The sequence below is a fragment of the Lapillicoccus jejuensis genome, assembly GCF_006715055.1.
In the GTDB taxonomy this organism is placed as follows: domain Bacteria; phylum Actinomycetota; class Actinomycetes; order Actinomycetales; family Dermatophilaceae; genus Lapillicoccus; species Lapillicoccus jejuensis.
This window is the reverse complement of sequence record NZ_VFMN01000001.1, coordinates 700,951-717,756: the sequence shown is the minus strand read 5'-3', so window position 1 is coordinate 717,756 and position 16,806 is coordinate 700,951. Positions and strand designations below refer to the sequence as shown.

Below are 16,806 nucleotides of genomic sequence, written 5' to 3'. Positions count from 1 at the left end.
CGTCGGGCACCGACGAGAAGCGACCCCCGTGGTACGCCCCCGTCGGCGGCTTCGGCGTGACCTTCGCGACCCAGTTCCGCAAGGTCCTCACCGAGGAGTACCCGGAGAAGCCGCGTCCCACGGCGCCGCGCTACCACGGCCGTCACCAGCTCAACCGTCACCCCGACGGGCTCGAGAAGTGCGTCGGCTGCGAGCTGTGCGCGTGGGCCTGCCCGGCCGACGCGATCCTCGTCGAGGGCGCGAACAACGACGACACCCCCATCTCCGAGGGCGGCCAGGGCCGCTTCTCGCCGGGGGAGCGCTACGGCCGCGTCTACCAGATCAACTACCTGCGCTGCATCTTCTGCGGCCTGTGCATCGAGGCCTGCCCGACGCGCGCGCTGACGATGACCAACGACTACGAGCTGGCCGACGACAACCGCGCCGACCTGATCTTCACCAAGGACCAGCTGCTCGCCCCGGTCCAGCAGGGCATGCTCCCCGCGCCGCACCCGATGGTGACCGGCATGGAGGAGCGCGACTACTACCAGGGCAAGGTCACGGCGGCCTCGGACGAGCAGCGCACCTGGGTGGCCGAGCACGCCGACGAGGTCACCGGCCTCGTCGGCACCGAGCCCGCGAAGCCCACGGACTCCGCGGCGAGCAGGAGGAGGTCCTGATGGCGTCCACCGGTGAGGCCGTCGCCTTCTGGATCCTCGGGATCCTCATGGTCGTCGCCGCCCTCGGGCTCATCTTCGCCCGCAAGGCGGTCCACGCGGCCCTGTGCATGGCCTTCGTCATGGTCAACCTCGGCGTGCTCTACGTCATGGAGTCGGCGCCGTTCCTCGGCGTCGTCCAGGTGTTCGTCTACACCGGCGCCGTGATGATGCTCTTCCTCTTCGTCCTCATGCTCGTCGGCGTCGACTCGGCCGACTCGGTCGTCGAGACGATCAAGGGCCAGCGCACCTGGGCGTGGGTGCTCGGGGTCGGCCTGGCCGTCCTCATGCTCGCCTCGCTGCGCACGGCGACCCTGCCGACGGCCGTCGGGCTCGACGCGGTCAACAACCCGGCCGACGGCAGCGGTGGCGGCAACGTCTCCGGTGTCGCCCAGCTGATCTTCGGCCAGTACGTCTGGGCCTTCGAGCTGACCTCGGCCCTGCTCATCACCGCCGCGATCGGCGCCATGGTCCTCGCCCACCGCGAGCGGCTCGGCGAGAAGCTCGGCCAGCGCGAGTGGGCCGAGCGCCGCGTCCGCGAGAACAAGTTCGTCGCCGGCCTGCCCGCGCCGGGCGTCTACGCGCGCCACAACGCCGTCGACACGCCCGCCCTGCTGCCGGACGGCACCCCGTCCGCCCTGTCGGTCTCCCGCGTGCTCGTCTCGCGCGACCAGGTCTCCCGCCCCGACGACTACCACGCCGCCGAGGCGGCCATCGAGGCCGAGATCGAGGAAGGCATCACCCGGTGAACCTCATCTGGTACATCTACCTGTCGGCGATCCTCTTCGCGATCGGCGGGGCCACGGTCCTGCTGCGCCGCAACGCGATCATCGTGTTCATGGGCGTCGAGCTCATGCTGAACGCGACGAACCTCGCGTTCGTCACCTTCGCGCGGATCCACGGGTCGCTGGACGGGCAGGTCATCGCCCTCTTCGTCATGGTCGTCGCCGCCGCGGAGGTCGTCGTCGGCCTCGCGATCATCATGGCGATCTTCCGCGCCCGCCGGTCGGCCTCGGTCGACGACGCCAACCTGCTGAAGCTGTAGAAGGAGCGCCGAGGCTTGCACACCATCACCGCGTCAGGCGTCACGTCGTACGCCTGGCTCCTCGTCGCCCTGCCGGCGCTCGGGGCCGCGATCCTGCTCCTCGGGGGGAGGCGCACCAACTCGTGGGGTCCCTACCTCGCGACCGTGCTCTCCTGGGGCGCCTTCGTCGTCGGCCTGCTCGTCGTCATCGCGATGGCCGGCCGCCCCGAGGGCGACCGGGCCATGCACCTGCACCTGTTCCCGTTCATCTCGGTCGGCTCCTTCACCCTCGACGCCGGGCAGCTGCTCGACCCGCTCTCGGTCGTGTTCGTCCTGCTCATCACGTTCGTCGGCTCGCTCATCCACGTCTACTCCCTGGGCTACATGGAGCACGACAAGGACAAGCGCCGGTTCTTCGCCTACCTCAACCTCTTCGTCGCGGCGATGCTGCTGCTCGTCACGGCCGACAGCTACCTCCTGCTGTACGTCGGCTGGGAGGGCGTGGGTCTCGCGTCGTACCTGCTCATCGGGTTCTGGAACTACAACCCGAGCTACGCGTCCGCGGCCAACAAGGCGTTCGTCGCCAACCGCGTCGGTGACCTCGGCCTGTCCATCGCGATCATGACGATGGTCTTCCAGTTCGGGAAGGTCGACTACGCGTCGGTCTTCGCCAACGCGGACAAGGCGAGCCAGGCGGGCCTGACCGTCATCGGCCTCATGCTGCTGCTCGGCGCCTGCGGCAAGTCGGCGCAGTTCCCGCTGCAGAGCTGGCTGGGCGACGCGATGGCCGGCCCGACGCCGGTCTCGGCCCTCATCCACGCCGCGACGATGGTCACCGCCGGGGTCTACCTCGTCGTGCGCAGCCACGTCATCTTCGAGGGCGCGCCCACCGCGCAGCTGCTCGTCGTCATCGTCGGCGCCATCACGCTGGTCTTCGGGGCGATCGTCGGCTGCGCGAAGGACGACCTGAAGAAGGCGCTCGCCGCGTCGACGATGAGCCAGATCGGCTACATGATGCTGGCCGCCGGGCTCGGCCCGGTCGGGTACGCCTTCGCGATCTTCCACCTGCTCACGCACGGCTTCTTCAAGGCCGGGATGTTCCTCGGGGCCGGGTCGGTCATGCACGGCATGAACGACCAGGTCAACATGCGCCGCTTCGGCGGGCTGTGGACGGTGCAGCGGATCACCTGGGCGACCTTCGGCCTCGGCTTCCTCGCCATCATCGGCTTCCCGCTCCTGTCCGGCTTCTGGTCCAAGGACAAGATCATCGAGTCGGCCTTCGTCGGCGAGGGCTGGCGCCCCTGGGTCTTCGGCCTCACCGCGCTCGTCGGCGCCGGCATCACGGCGTTCTACATGTCGCGGATGTTCTTCATGACCTTCCACGGCAAGAAGCGGTGGACCGACGACGTCCACCCGCACGAGTCGCCCCTGACGATGACCGTCCCGATGATGGTCCTCGCGGTCGGCTCCGCCTTCCTCGGTGCGGCCCTCGGCCCGACGGGGATCATCACCGGCTGGCTCGACCCGGCCCTGGGGGTCAGCGAGTCGGCCGAGCACGAGCCGGTCCTCGCACCCATCGTCATCACCGTCCTCACCCTGGTGCTCGTCGCCGCCGGTGCCGGCCTGGCCTGGATGCGCTACTGGCGCGACAGCGTGCCGACCACCGCGCCGCGCGGCAGCCTCGCCACCCGGGCCGCCCGCGTCGACCTCTACCAGGACGCCGTCAACGAGGGGATCCTCATGCGCCCGGGCCTGCACCTGACCCGCTCGCTCGTGTTCACCGACAACCGCGGGATCGACGGTGCGGCCGGCGGCCTCGCCGCCCTGATCGGGGGGACGTCGGCCCGCCTGCGCAAGGTGCAGAACGGCTACGTGCGCTCCTACGCCCTGACGATGCTCGCCGGCGTCGTCGTCGTCCTCGGAGCCCTGTGGGTGATGCAGTGATGTCCAACGTCCCCTGGCTCACGATCATGGGCGCCGTCCCGCTGGTCGGTGCCGTCGCCGTCGTCCTGCTGCCCGCCGCGCGGGCCAAGGTCACCGCGCTCGCCTTCTCGCTGCTGACGCTCGTCGTGTCGGTCGTCGCGGCGACGCAGTTCAAGACCGGCTCCAGCCAGCAGTTCCAGCTCACCGAGCAGCACCAGTGGATCCCGCAGTTCGGCGTCAGCTACGCGCTCGGCGTCGACGGGCTGGCGCTCGCGCTCATCCTCATGTCGGTCGTGCTCGCCCCGATCTGCATCCTCGCGGCCTTCCGCGACCTGCCCGTCGAGGAGCAGGGCACGACGCGCGAGAAGGGCTACTTCGCCCTCATGCTCGTGCTGGAGACCTTCATGGTCGGCGTCTTCGCCGCCACGGACGTCTTCCTGTTCTACGTCTTCTTCGAGGCGATGCTCATCCCGGTGTACTTCCTCATCGGGCAGTACGGCGGCCAGCGTCGGCAGTACGCCGCGGTGAAGTTCCTGCTGTTCTCGCTGCTCGGCGGGCTCATCATGCTCGCCGCCGTCATCGGCCTCTACGTCCAGGGCCCGGGTGGCCCGGACGGCTTCCTCGTCACCAAGCTGACCGGTCTCCCGCTCAGCGTCGAGGCGGGTCGCTGGCTGTTCCTCGGATTCTTCTTCGCCTTCGCGGTCAAGGCGCCGATGTTCCCGGTCCACACCTGGCTGCCCGACGCGGCGACCGAGGCCCGCCCGGCCACGGCGACGCTGCTCGTCGGCGTCCTGGACAAGGTCGGCACCTACGGGATGATCCGCTTCTGCCTCCAGCTGTTCCCCGAGGCCAGCAAGTGGGCCACCCCGGTCGTCATCACGCTCGCGGTGATCTCGGTCCTGTACGGCGCCCTGCTGGCCATCGGTCAGCAGGACGCGATGCGCCTGATCGCCTACACCTCGATCAGCCACTTCGGCTTCATCGTCCTCGGCATCTTCGCCATGACGACGACCGGCGGCACCGGGGCGACGCTCTACATGGTCAACCACGGCTTCACGACGGCCGCCCTGTTCCTCGTAGCCGGCATGCTCGTCAGCCGGCGGGGGAGCAAGCGGATCGAGGACTACGGCGGCTGGCAGCGGCTCACGCCGGCGCTCGCGGGCGTCTTCCTCGTCGCCGGGCTCGCCGGCCTCGCGCTGCCCGGCATGGGCTCGTTCCTCGCCGAGATCACGACCCTCATCGGCATCTTCCAGCGCTACCCGGCGCCGGCGGTCATCGCGACGGTGGGCATCATCCTCGCCGCGCTCTACATCCTGCTCATGTACCAGCGGATGATGACCGGTCCCCGCCCGGAGGGCCTGGACGGCACCCCCGACCTCGCCCTGCGCGAGAAGTGGGTCGTCGCGCCGATCATCGCGATCTTCCTCGTGCTCGGCTTCTACCCGAAGCCGGTCACGGACATCGTCAACCCGGCGATCTCCACGACGCTGGGGTACGTCAAGGTCAGCGACCCGGCGCCGGTGGTGCCCGGGTCCGCCGAAGGAGCCTCGAAGTGATGCCCGCCCTCCCCGCCGCGACGTTCACGACGGCGTCGATCGACTACGCCGCGCTGGCGCCGGTCCTCGTCGTCGTCGGCACCGCGCTGCTCGGCGTGCTCGTCGAGGCCTTCGTCCCGCGCGCCGCGCGCTACGTCACCCAGGTCGCGCTGACCCTCGTCGGCCTCGTCGCCGCCTTCCTCGTCCTCGTCCTGCTGTCGGTGCACCACCAGACGGCGACGGCCGGGGTCAAGGGCAGCACCGGCGTCATCCTCGGCTCGGTCGTCGTCGACGGCCCGGCCCTCTTCCTCCAGGGCACGATCCTCGTCTTCGCCGTCCTCGGCGTGCTGACGATGGCCGAGCGCCTCGGTGGTCGGGGCGCCGACGCCTTCACCCCGATGGGCGCGGCGACGCCGGGCTCCCCGGCCGAGGCGCTGGCCGACCGGGCCGGGGCGATGACCTCCGAGGTCTTCCCGCTGACCCTCTTCGCGGTCGTCGGCATGCTGCTGTTCCCGGCCGCCGGGGACCTGCTGACGATGTTCATCGCGCTCGAGGTCCTCTCGCTGCCGCTCTACATCCTCACCGGGCTCGCCCGGCGGCGGCGGCTGCTGTCGCAGGAGGCGTCGCTCAAGTACTTCCTCCTCGGCGCGTTCTCGTCCGCGTTCTTCCTCTTCGGCTCGGCGCTGCTCTTCGGTTTCGCCGGCTCGGTCTACCTGCCGGACATCGCCGAGGCGATCGGCACGAGCGGCTCGCAGCTCGACGGCCTGTTGCTGCCGGGCGTCGTGCTCGTCGCCGTCGGCCTGCTCTTCAAGGTCGGCGCCGTCCCGTTCCACGCCTGGACCCCGGACGTCTACCAGGGCGCCCCGACCCCGGTCACCGGCTTCATGGCCGCTGCGACCAAGCTCGCCGCGTTCGGCGCGATCCTGCGCCTGGTCTACGTCGGCATCGCCGGCGACCGGTGGAGCTGGGCCCCGGGCATCGCGGCCGTCGCCATCCTCACCATGGTCGTCGGCGCGGTCCTGTCGGTGACGCAGACGGACGTCAAGCGGCTGCTGGCCTACTCCTCGATCGCCCACGCGGGCTTCATCCTCACCGGCGTCCTGGCCTTCGACAAGGTCGGCGTCGGCGGCGTGATGTTCTACCTCGTCGCCTACGGCCTGGCCACGATCGCCGCCTTCGGCATCGTCGGGATCGTCCGCGCGGACGGCGCGGAGGCCACGCACCTGTCGCAGTGGGCCGGGCTCGGCAAGCGCCACCCGTGGACCGCGACGGCGTTCGCCTTCCTGCTGCTCGCCTTCGCCGGCATCCCGCTGACGTCGGGCTTCACCTCGAAGTTCGCCGTCTTCGCCCCGGCCCTGAGGTCCGGCGGGATGGGCACGACGATGGTCGTCGTCGGCCTCGTCTGCAGCGCCATCACGGTGTTCGTCTACGCCCGGGTCATCGTGCTCATGTACTTCACCGACCGGGCCGACGGCGCGGCCGACAACGTCGCCGTCGTCAGCCCGTCGGCGATGACGACGGTGGCCATCACCTTCGGCGCGGCGCTCACGCTGGTCCTGGGCGTGTGGCCCAGCCAGCTGCTCCAGCTGGCGAACGACGCCTCGCAGTTCATCCGGTGACGACCACCCCCGCCACCCCGCCCGTCCTCGCCCTGCCCGGGGTCACCCCGGCCCTGGCGAACCGGCTGCAGGACGGGCTGGAGCGGGTCGAGGCGCTCCTGCGGCAGGTCGTCGACCACGACGACCCGCTCATCGCGGAGGCCTCGGCCCACCTCACCCTGGCCGGCGGCAAGCGGGTCCGCCCGCTGCTCACGCTCCTCGCCGCCGAGCTCGGCCCGGCGGGTGGCGCGCCGGCCTCCGACGACGTCGTGGCCGCCGCGGCCGGCGTCGAGCTGACCCACCTGGCCTCGCTCTACCACGACGACGTCATGGACGAGGCGTCCGTGCGCCGCGGGGTGGCCAGCGCCAACGCCCGCTACGACAACTCGACGGCGATCCTCGTCGGCGACCTGCTCTTCGGCAAGGCGTCCGAGATCGTCGCCGACCTCGGACCGGAGGCGGTCCGCATCCAGGCCCGCACCTTCGTGCGCCTGTGCTCGGGGCAGATCCGCGACGACCGGCCCGCGCCGGCCGGCGCCGACCCGGTCGGGTACTACCTCGGCGTCCTCGCCGACAAGACGGGGGCCCTCATCGCCACCGCCGCGCGGTACGGCGCGATGTTCGGCGGCGCCGACGAGCGGACGGTGAGCCTGCTGACGTCGTACGGCGAGCGGTTGGGCGTGGCCTTCCAGCTCGCCGACGACCTCATCGACGTCGCCTCCGACGCCGAGGAGTCGGGCAAGGTGCCCGGTACCGACCTGCGCGAGGGCAAGGCGACGCTGCCGGTGCTGCACGCCCTCGCGACCACCGACGAGGGGAGCGGGCGGCTGCGCGCGCTGCTCGACCCGGCCCGCCACGAGGACCTGCGCGACCCGGCGCTCCTGGACGAGGCGCTGCGGCTGCTGCGCGCCCACCCGGCGCTCGAGCAGGCGCACCGCGACACCCAGGAGGTCGGCCGCGAGGCTGCCGCCCTGCTCGACGGGCTGCCGGAGTCCGACGCCCGGACGGCGCTGCAGACCCTCGTCATCTCGGTCACCGACCGCGTCGGCTGACGTCCGCACCGTCGGGGCACCGGTGCCCCGACGATGCGGACGCTAGGGTGGCGGCCGTGACCGCACGCGTGCTGACCGTCAACGTCGGCCGGCTGGAGCCGATCGACTCCGGCAAGGACCTCCCGACCGGGATCCGCAAGCAGCCCGTCGAGGGGCCCGTCGAGGTGCGCGATCCGGGCCCGAAGCACGGTGGGCTCGGCAGCGGGCTGGTCGGCGACGCGATCGGCGACGTCGAGCACCACGGCGGGGTCACCCAGGCGGTCTACGCCTACGCCCGCGAGGACCTCGACGCGTACGAGGCGCTGCTCGGGGTCGAGCTGCCGAACGGCGCCTTCGGGGAGAACCTCACGACGAGCGGCCTCGAGGTCAGTGACGCGCTCGTGGGTGAGCGGTGGCGGGTCGGCGAGAGCCTCGTGCTCCAGGTCACCGCACCGCGGATCCCGTGCAGCACCTTCCGCGCCCACCTCGGGCGCAAGGGCTGGCTGCGGACGTTCACCGAGCGCAACCGCACCGGCACCTACCTCAGCGTCGTCGAGCCGGGCCCGGTCCGGGCCGGTGACACCGTCGAGGTCGTCCACCGGCCCGACCACGGCGTCCGCAGCTCGGACGTCTTCCTCGCGACGATGACCCGCCACGACCTGCTGCCCGGGTTGCTCGTCGCCGCCGACGACCTCGAGCCGGAGACCCTGGCGCAGGCCCGGGCCGCGGTGGCGAGCCACGCCTGAGGTCCACGCGTGACGACGTCGTACGACGACCTGGTGGCCGCCTTCGAGGCGGGGGAGCGGCCCGAGCTCGTGCTGTTCTACGGTCACCGCCCCGAGCCGGACGGCTCGGTCGGGCTGGGGTGCCTGAGCCAGTGGTGGCCGGCCCCGTTCGAGGTCGACGGCCGCCGCTTCGCGACCGCCGAGCACTGGATGATGTGGTGCAAGGCGCGGCTGTTCGGGGACGCCGACGCGGCGTCCCGCGTCCTGCTCGAGGACGACCCGGCGGTCGCCAAGAAGGTGGGGCGGTCCGTGCGGGACTTCGAGAAGGACGCGTGGACGGCCGAGTCCTCCCGCGTGGTGGTGGAGGGGAACCTCGCCAAGTTCGCGGCGCACCCACCGCTCCGGGACGTCCTCGTCGGCACGGGGGACGCCGTCCTCGTCGAGGCCGCACCGCGCGACGTCATCTGGGGCATCGGGCTCGGGGCCGCCAACCCGAAGGCGCAGGACCCCCGCACCTGGCGCGGCCGCAACCGTCTCGGCTTCGCGCTGATGCGGGTGCGCGAGCGGCTGCGCTGACGCCTACCGGCCTCAGACGACGGGCGCCGGCTCCGGACCGCCCCGACCGCGGCGCGGGCGGGCCAGGAACGAGTCGAGGGTGAGCAGGACGAGCGCGACCCAGACGATGCCGAAGCCGAACCACCGCGCGGGGGAGAGGTGCTCGTCGAGGAGCAGGACCCCGCACAGCAGCTGGAGCACCGGCGTGACGAACTGCAGCAGCCCGATGGTCACCAGCGGGACCCGCCGGGCGGCGGAGGCGAAGAGCAGCAGGGGCACCGCGGTGACGACGCCGCCGAGGACCAGGAGCACGGCGTGCAGGCCGCCGTCGTGGGTGAACGTCTGCTGCCCGGTGACGCCGAGGACGACGAGCGCGACGGTCGCGAACGGCGCGAGGACGACGGTCTCGACGGTGAGCCCGTGCAGTGCCGGCAGCTCGGCGCCGAGCCGCTTCTTCAGCAGCCCGTAGGAGGCGAAGCTCGCGGCGAGGACGAACGACACCCACGGCAGGTGCCCGCCCGCCACGGACAGGTAGATTCCTGCGACGAGACCGACGACGACGGCCGCCCACTGCAGCCGCCGCAGCCGCTCGCCGAGCAGCAGCACCCCGAGCGCGACCGTGACGAGCGGGTTGAGGAAGTAGCCGAGCGAGGCGTCGGCGACGTTGTCGCTCACCACCGCCCCGACGTAGACGCCCCAATTGACGGCGATGGCGACGGCCGCGAGCGCGAGACCACCGAGCAGGCGCGGCCGACGCAGCAGCGGCCCGACCCAGGCCAGGTCGCGCCGGACGAGCAGCACGGCCACGCACACGAGCAGCGTCCACACGATCCGGTGCGCCAGCACCTCGACCGGCCCGGCGGGCTGCAGGGCGTGGAAGTACAGCGGGAAGACGCCCCAGACGCCGTACGCGAGCAGCCCGTACGCCGCCCCGCGCGCGACCTCGTCGCGTGGCTCGTCGGGGGCGCTCACGCGCTGCCGGCGCCCTCGCCGACGACCCAGGAGTCGCGACCGGTGAGCAGCTCCTCGAGGTCGGCGTCGCCGGCCGGGGTGACCGACCCGTCGCCGTCGGGGCCGTGCAGCCCCGTGACCGCCGCGTCGACCTGGTCGCGGACCAGGTCGTCGTACGTGGGCCGTGAGACGTCGCGGAAGATGCCCATCGGCACGTGCGTCAGCTCGGGGTCGATGAGCCGCGAGACCGCGAAGGCCTGCGTCGGGTCGTCGGCCGCCACGTCGTGCCGGACGACGCGCGCCGGGTCGGCCTCGGCGCGCGGGACGACGGCGAGGCCGCCGGCGTCGGTGCGCACGACGACGGTCTGCTCGTCGCCGTCGCCGGCGGTGATCTCCTCGCCGTCGCGCAGGTGCAGGATGCGGGCCTGCGCCTGGGTGCGGTCCTTGAGGACGTCGAAGGCGCCGTCGTTGAAGATCGGGCAGTTCTGGTAGATCTCGACCAGCGACGTGCCGCGGTGGGCGGTCGCGGCGCGCAGCACCGAGGTGAGGTGCTGGCGGTCGGAGTCCATGGTCCGCGCGACGAACGTCGCCTCCGCCCCGAGCGCGAGGCTGACCGGGTTGAACGGGTGGTCGACCGAGCCCACCGGGGTCGACTTCGTCACGAGGCCGACCGGCGAGGTGGGGGAGTACTGGCCCTTGGTCAGCCCGTAGATCTCGTTGTTGAACAGCAGGATCGTGAGGTTGACGTTGCGGCGCAGCGCGTGGATGAGGTGGTTGCCGCCGATCGACAGGGCGTCGCCGTCGCCGGTGACGACGAAGACGCTGAGGTCGCGTCGCGTCGTCGCGAGCCCGGTCGCGATGGCCGGGGCGCGGCCGTGGATCGAGTGCATCCCGTAGGTGTCGAGGTAGTACGGGAAGCGCGACGAGCAGCCGATGCCCGAGACGAAGACGACGTTCTCGCGGCGCAGCCCGAGCTCGGGCAGGAAGCCCTGGACCGCGGCGAGGATCGCGTAGTCGCCGCAGCCGGGGCACCAGCGCACCTCCTGGTCGGAGGTGAAGTCCTTGCGGGTGTGCGGGGTCGCGTCGTCGGGCAGGCGCGGGACACCGGCCAAGCCGGCGGGCATGCCGAGGTCGACCGGCGGGGCGGTGCGGGTGGTGGTGGTCATGCGGACACCTCCGTGAGGTGGGTGCGGAGGACGTCGACCAGCTCGGCCGACGTGAAGGGCAGGCCGCGGACGGCGGTGTGCGAGCGGACGTCGACGAGGAAGCGCCCGCGCAGCAGCAGGGCCAGCTGGCCGAGGTTCATCTCCGGCAGCACGACCCGGTCGTAGGCGCGCAGCACGTCGCCGGTGTTGGCCGGCATCGGGGCGAGGTGGCGCAGGTGGGTCTGCGCGACGTCGTACCCCTGCTCGCGCAGCTGCCGCACCGCGGCGGCGATAGGGCCGTACGTCGACCCCCACCCGACGACGAGGACCCGCGCGGCGCCCGACGGGTCGTCGACCGAGAGGTCGGGGACCTCGATGCCGTCGATCTTGGCCTGCCGCAGGCGGACCATCTTGTCGTGGTTGGCCGGGTCGTAGGAGATGTTGCCGGTGACGTCGGCCTTCTCGATGCCGCCGATACGGTGCTCGAGGCCGGGCGTGCCGGGGACGGCCCACGGGCGGGCCAGGGTCTCCGGGTCGCGCAGGTAGGGCTGGAACAGCGGGCTGCCGTCCGCCGCCTGCGCGTTGGGCTCGGTGGTGTGCTCGACCTTCTCGCCCGGCAGAGCGCCCACCGACGGGACCAGCCACGGCTCGGAGCCGTTGGCGAGGTAGCCGTCGGACAGCAGGATCACCGGCGTCCGGTACGTCGTCGCGATCCGCGTCGCGTCGAGTGCGGCGTCGAAGCAGTCGGCGGGGGACTGCGGCGCGATCACCGCGACGGGCGACTCGCCGTTGCGGCCGAAGAGCGCCTGGAGCAGGTCGGCCTGCTCGGTCTTGGTCGGCAGGCCGGTCGACGGGCCGCCGCGCTGGACGTCGACGACGAGCAGCGGCAGCTCGAGCGAGACGGCGAGCCCGATGGTCTCGGCCTTGAGGGCGAGGCCCGGGCCGGAGGTCGTCGTCACGCCGAGCGCGCCGCCGAACGCCGCGCCGAGGGCGATGCCGACGCCGGCGATCTCGTCCTCGGCCTGGATCGTCGTGACGCCGAAGCGCTTGAGCCCGCTGAGGGTGTGCAGGATGTCCGACGCCGGGGTGATGGGGTACGAGCCGAGGACGAGCGGCAGGTCCGCCTTGTGCGCGGCGGTCGCCAGGCCGTAGGCGAGGGCGAGGTTGCCGGTGATGTTGCGGTAGCGACCGGCCGGCATGGGCGCGGGGCCGACCTCGTAGCGGACGGCGAACTCCTCGGTCGTCTCGCCGTAGTTCACGCCCGCGCGGAGCGCGGTGAGGTTGGCGGCGAGGACGTCCGGCTTGCTGCCGAACTTAGCGGCGAGGAAGCGCTCGGTGGGCTCGGTCGAGCGCGTGTAGAGCCACGACAGCAGGCCGAGGGCGAACATGTTCTTCGCCCGCTCCTTGTCCTTGCGGGACAGGTCGGTGCCGGCGAGGGCCTCGACGGTCATCGACGTGAGCGGAACCCGGTGGACGGCGTACGACTCGAGCGTGCCGTCCTCGAGCGGGGAGGCGGTGTAGCCGACCTTGGCGAGGTTGCGCTTGGTGAACTCGTCGGTGTCGACGATGACCGTGGCCCCGCGCGGCAGCTCCGCGAGGTTGGCCTTGAGCGCGGCCGGGTTCATCGCGACGAGGACGTCCGGCTCGTCGCCCGGCGTCAGCACGTCGTGGTCGGCGAAGTGCAGCTGGAAGCTCGAGACGCCCGGCAGGGTGCCCTGGGGGGCACGGATCTCGGCGGGGAAGTTGGGCAGGGTGGACAGGTCGTTGCCGATGACGGCGGCGTCGCTGGTGAAGCGGTCGCCGGTCAGCTGCATCCCGTCACCGGAGTCCCCGGCGAAGCGGATGACGACCCGGGCGAGCTGCTGGATGGTCGCGGTCATGCGGGAGGAGCCTCGATCGGGGATCGGTACGGCGTCCCGTCCGGACGCCCTTCCTCCCATGGTAGGTCGGGCTCGTTGAACGCTTGACGGGTGTCCAGCGCGCGGGAGGAGGCGGTCGGGGCGCCGTACGCTGCGGGGTGTGAGCGCGACCCTCGTGGCCAAGGACCTGGCCGGTGGGCACGCCCACCGGACCCTCTTCGAGGGGCTCGACCTCACCGTCGCCCCGGGCGACGTCGTCGGGGTCGTCGGCGCCAACGGGGCCGGCAAGTCGACGCTGCTGCGGATCCTCGCCGGGGTCGACGCACCCCTTGGCGGCACGGTGTCGACGGCGCCGTCGGACGCGTTCGTCGGGTGGCTGCCGCAGGAGCACGAGCGGGTGCCGGGGGAGACGGTGGTCGACCACGTCGCGCGGCGCACCGGCGCCACCGCCGCCACGGAGGCGATGGAGGCGACCGCCGCGAAGCTGGGGTCCGACGAGCCCGGAGCCGACGACGCGTACGCCGTCGCGCTCGACCACTGGCTGGCCAGCGGGGCCCCGGACCTCGAGGACCGGCTGCCGGCGGTGCTCGGTGAGCTCGGGCTCGACGTCGGCCCGGACGCGCTCATGACGTCGCTCTCCGGCGGGCAGGCGGCGCGGGTCGCGCTCGCGGCACTGCTGCTCAGCCGGTTCGACGTCGTGCTGCTCGACGAGCCGACCAACGACCTCGACCTCGCCGGGCTCGAGCGGCTCGAGTCGTTCGTCCAGGGGCTGCGCGCCGGCGTCGTCCTCGTCTCGCACGACCGCGAGTTCCTCGCCCGGTGCGTCACGCGCATCGTCGAGCTCGACCTCGCGCAGCACAAGGTGTCGGTCCACGACGGCAGCTACGAGTCGTTCCTCGTCGAGCGCGAGGTCGCCCGGCGGCACGCGCGGGAGGCGTACGACGAGTTCGCCTCCACGAAGGCGGACCTGCAGGGTCGGGCGCGGACGGTGCGCGAATGGAGCAGCAAGGGCGTGCGCAACGCCATGAAGAAGAGCCCCGACAACGACAAGAACCGCCGGGCGGCCAGCATCGACTCGTCGGAGAAGCAGGCCCGCAAGGTCCGTCAGATGGAGTCGCGGATCGCGCGGCTCGACGAGGTCGAGGAACCGCGCAAGGAGTGGGTGCTGCACTTCGCCATCGCGGCCGCGCCGCGGTCGAGCTCGGTCGTCGCCACCCTCGACGGCGCGGTCGTCGACCGGGGTGAGTTCCGGCTCGGACCCGTGTCTCTCCAGGTCGATGCCCGGGAACGCATCGGGATCACCGGGCCGAACGGCGCCGGCAAGACGACGCTGCTCCAGCTGCTGCTCGGGCGGCTCGCACCGGACGAGGGGCGGGCGTCCGTCGGCGCGAGCGTCGCCGTGGGCGAGATCGACCAGGCGCGGTCCGGGCTGCGCGAGGACCTCACGCTCGGCCACGCGTTCGGCGAGGCCGTCCCCGACCAGGCACCGGCGGAGCTGCGCACCCTGCTGGCGAAGTTCGGCCTCAAGGCCGACCAGGTGACCAGCCTCGTCGGCCGGCTCTCACCGGGGGAGCGGACCCGCGCCGCCATGGCGCTGCTCCAGGCCCGCGGCGTCAACCTCCTCGTCCTCGACGAGCCGACCAACCACCTCGACCTGCCCGCGATCGAGCAGCTCGAGGAGGCGCTCGAGGCGTACGACGGCGCGCTGCTGCTCGTCTCGCACGACCGCCGCCTGCTCGAGAACGTGCGCCTCGACGAGCGCTGGCACGTCGACGCCGGCCACGTCACGACGACGACCTGACCAGGACGTCGAACTCCAGGAGTCGAACCTCGGAGCCGAACACCCCACTTGTTGCTACTTTTTGACGCGCGACCAAAGTGGTGGGCACCCACGGCGGGCGTCAAAAAGTAGCAACAAGTGGGGTTCTCCCGGTCGTCGCTCAGTCGGGGTCGGGGGGTGGGGCGGCGCCGTCGCGCTCGTCGCGCTCGGCCCACTCCAGCAGGGTGTCCAGCCGGAAGGCCTCGTCGTCGATCGTGGACATGAGGTCGCCGAGCTCGGCGAACCGCGCGGGCACGGTCGCCAGCGTCCACTCGCGCGGCTCGATGCCGTCGAGCTCGTCCCAGGTGAACGGCGTCGACACCGTCCCGTCCGGCACGCCGCGCACCGAGTAGGCGCTGGCGATGGTGTGGTCACGGGCGTTCTGGTTGTAGTCGACGAAGACGGTCGACGGGTCGCGGTCCTTGCGCCACCACGTCGTCGTCGCCTCGCCGTCGGCGCGGCGCTCGACCTCGCGCGCGAACGCGAGGGCGGCGCGTCGTACGTCCCCGAAGGGCCACTCCGGCTCGATCCGCACGTAGACGTGCAGCCCGCTGCCTCCGGAGGTCTTGGGGTAGCCCGTGATGCCGAGCTCGTCGAGCACCTCGTGGGCGACGTGCGCGACCCGCTTGACCGTCGCGAGGTCGCAGTCCGGCATCGGGTCGAGGTCGATGCGCCACTCGTCGGGGCGCTCGGTATCGGCGCGACGGCTGTTCCACGGGTGGAACTCGACGGTCGACATCTGCACCGCCCAGACCACGGACGCGAGCTCGGTGACGCACAGCTCGTCGGCGGTGCGGTTCCACCGCGGGAAGTGCAGCCGCACGGTCTCGAGCCAGGGCGGTGCGCCGTGCGGGATCCGCTTCTGATGCACCTTCTCCCCGGCCAGCCCCTCGGGGAAGCGGTGCAGCATGCAGGGCCGCTCGCGCAGTGCCCGGACGATGCCGTCGCCGACCGACAGGTAGTACTGCGCGAGGTCGAGCTTGGTCCAGCCGTGGTCCGGGAAGTACACGCGGTCGGGGTTGCTCAGGCGCACCGTCCGGTCGCCGACCTCCAGCTCCACCGCGGGGCTGCTCGCCTTGGCCATGCCCGCGAGCGTACGGCGCCCCGCCCGCCCCCGCGGGGCGGAATACCGGCGGGACCCTCCGCCTTGGACCCGGCATGACCACCTGGGGCCTCATCGGCAGCGGACACATCGGCAGCACCGTGGCACGACTGGCGGTGGCCGCGGGCCACGACGTCGTGCTCTCCAACTCGCGGGGGCCGGAGACCCTCGCCGACCTCGTCGCGGAGCTCGGCCCGCACGCCCGCGCCGCGACGGCGCTCGAGGCGGCGCAGGCCGGCGACGTCGTCGTCGTGACCATCCCGCTCAAGGCCTACGAGTCGGTGCCGGTCGAGCCGCTGGTCGGCAAAGTCGTCATCGACACCAACAACTACTACCCGCAGCGCGACGGGCAGATCGCCGCCCTCGACGACGGGTCGACGACCTCGAGCGAGCTGCTGCAGCGCCACCTGCCGCAGAGCAAGGTCGTCAAGGCCTTCAACAACATCAACTTCGCGCACCTGGCCGAGCTGGCCCGCCCGAGCGGCGCCGACGACCGCAGCGCGCTCGTCATCGCCGGCGACGACGCGGACGCCAAGGCCACCGTCACCGGCCTGCTCGACGAGCTCGGCTACGACACCCTCGACGCCGGTGCGCTCGCCGAGGGCCGCCGCTTCGAGCCCAACACGCCGGCGTACGGCGCCCCGTACTTCGACCCCAGCGCCAACGCCTCCCAGGCCGACCCGGCCAAGGGCATCATGCCGCCGTCGTCCCCGACGAGCGCCGACGACCTGCGCCGCGCGCTGGACGCCTTCTCCGGCTGACCGCCGGTCCTCCGGACAGCCTCGGGTCCGGTCCGTCCCCATTCCGGGGAACGGGCCGGACGCGCTGTCGTGGGTGACCGACC

The 16,806-nt window shown here is 72.2% G+C and carries 15 protein-coding genes; 11 read left to right on the top strand and 4 right to left on the bottom strand.

From position 1 onward, the window contains the following. Positions 1 to 56 precede the first annotated feature (56 nt). Genes nuoI through FB458_RS03440 form a run of 9 tightly spaced genes read left to right on the top strand, consistent with a single transcriptional unit; the run spans position 57 to position 9,107 of the window. A complete protein-coding gene (nuoI, locus tag FB458_RS03480) occupies positions 57 to 659 on the top strand; it encodes an NADH-quinone oxidoreductase subunit NuoI (RefSeq protein ID WP_246061474.1) in 603 nt (200 codons plus the stop codon). Then, complete coding sequence (locus FB458_RS03475; protein ID WP_141846803.1) at positions 659 to 1,444, top strand: NADH-quinone oxidoreductase subunit J; 786 nt, start codon at positions 659 to 661, stop codon at positions 1,442 to 1,444. Before nuoI ends, FB458_RS03475 begins: the two co-directional genes overlap by 1 nt. Further along, positions 1,441 to 1,740: an NADH-quinone oxidoreductase subunit NuoK gene (gene nuoK, locus FB458_RS03470; RefSeq protein ID WP_141846801.1), complete on the top strand. Its 300-nt coding sequence runs from the start codon at positions 1,441 to 1,443 to the stop codon at positions 1,738 to 1,740. Before FB458_RS03475 ends, nuoK begins: the two co-directional genes overlap by 4 nt. A 15-nt stretch (positions 1,741 to 1,755) precedes the next feature. Then, a complete protein-coding gene (nuoL, locus tag FB458_RS03465) occupies positions 1,756 to 3,663 on the top strand; it encodes an NADH-quinone oxidoreductase subunit L (protein WP_141846799.1) in 1,908 nt (635 codons plus the stop codon). Next, positions 3,663 to 5,198 carry an NADH-quinone oxidoreductase subunit M gene (locus FB458_RS03460; RefSeq protein ID WP_141846797.1) on the top strand — a complete coding sequence of 512 codons (1,536 nt, stop codon included), beginning with the start codon at positions 3,663 to 3,665 and terminating at the stop codon, positions 5,196 to 5,198. Before nuoL ends, FB458_RS03460 begins: the two co-directional genes overlap by 1 nt. Next, a complete protein-coding gene (gene nuoN / locus FB458_RS03455) occupies positions 5,198 to 6,796 on the top strand; it encodes an NADH-quinone oxidoreductase subunit NuoN (RefSeq protein ID WP_141846795.1) in 1,599 nt (532 codons plus the stop codon). The genes FB458_RS03460 and nuoN overlap by 1 nt, the downstream gene beginning before the upstream one ends. After that, positions 6,793 to 7,827 carry a polyprenyl synthetase family protein gene (locus FB458_RS03450; RefSeq protein WP_141846793.1) on the top strand — a complete coding sequence of 345 codons (1,035 nt, stop codon included), beginning with the start codon at positions 6,793 to 6,795 and terminating at the stop codon, positions 7,825 to 7,827. Before nuoN ends, FB458_RS03450 begins: the two co-directional genes overlap by 4 nt. Before the next feature lie 56 nt (positions 7,828 to 7,883). Continuing rightward, positions 7,884 to 8,552 (top strand): MOSC domain-containing protein, encoded by a 669-nt coding sequence (locus FB458_RS03445; RefSeq protein ID WP_141846791.1) that lies wholly within the window; start codon positions 7,884 to 7,886, stop codon positions 8,550 to 8,552. Between the two features lie 9 nt (positions 8,553 to 8,561). Next, complete coding sequence (locus tag FB458_RS03440) at positions 8,562 to 9,107, top strand: riboflavin biosynthesis intermediates N-glycosidase (RefSeq protein ID WP_141846789.1); 546 nt, start codon at positions 8,562 to 8,564, stop codon at positions 9,105 to 9,107. Positions 9,108 to 9,119: 12 nt separating this feature from the next. Here FB458_RS03440 and rarD read toward each other — a convergent pair whose 3' ends face one another. Genes rarD through FB458_RS03425 form a run of 3 tightly spaced genes read right to left on the bottom strand, consistent with a single transcriptional unit; the run spans position 9,120 to position 13,062 of the window. Continuing rightward, positions 9,120 to 10,058, bottom strand: coding sequence for an EamA family transporter RarD (gene rarD, locus FB458_RS03435; RefSeq protein ID WP_141846787.1), 939 nt, complete (start codon positions 10,056 to 10,058; stop codon positions 9,120 to 9,122). Then, positions 10,055 to 11,203 carry a 2-oxoacid:ferredoxin oxidoreductase subunit beta gene (locus FB458_RS03430; RefSeq protein ID WP_211355912.1) on the bottom strand — a complete coding sequence of 383 codons (1,149 nt, stop codon included), beginning with the start codon at positions 11,201 to 11,203 and terminating at the stop codon, positions 10,055 to 10,057. Before FB458_RS03430 ends, rarD begins: the two co-directional genes overlap by 4 nt. Further along, entirely contained in the window at positions 11,200 to 13,062 is a 1,863-nt protein-coding gene (locus tag FB458_RS03425; protein ID WP_141846785.1) for a 2-oxoacid:acceptor oxidoreductase subunit alpha, read from the bottom strand. The genes FB458_RS03430 and FB458_RS03425 overlap by 4 nt, the downstream gene beginning before the upstream one ends. Positions 13,063 to 13,201: 139 nt before the next feature. On the opposite strand from FB458_RS03425, the gene FB458_RS03420 reads away from it, so the two are divergent. After that, positions 13,202 to 14,842 carry an ABC-F family ATP-binding cassette domain-containing protein gene (locus FB458_RS03420; protein WP_141846783.1) on the top strand — a complete coding sequence of 547 codons (1,641 nt, stop codon included), beginning with the start codon at positions 13,202 to 13,204 and terminating at the stop codon, positions 14,840 to 14,842. A gap of 139 nt (positions 14,843 to 14,981) precedes the next feature. Here FB458_RS03420 and ligD read toward each other — a convergent pair whose 3' ends face one another. Next, positions 14,982 to 15,944, bottom strand: coding sequence for a non-homologous end-joining DNA ligase (gene ligD, locus FB458_RS03415; protein WP_141846781.1), 963 nt, complete (start codon positions 15,942 to 15,944; stop codon positions 14,982 to 14,984). Between the two features lie 74 nt (positions 15,945 to 16,018). On the opposite strand from ligD, the gene FB458_RS03410 reads away from it, so the two are divergent. After that, entirely contained in the window at positions 16,019 to 16,723 is a 705-nt protein-coding gene (locus FB458_RS03410) for an NADPH-dependent F420 reductase (RefSeq protein WP_141846779.1), read from the top strand. Positions 16,724 to 16,806: the final 83 nt, after the last annotated feature.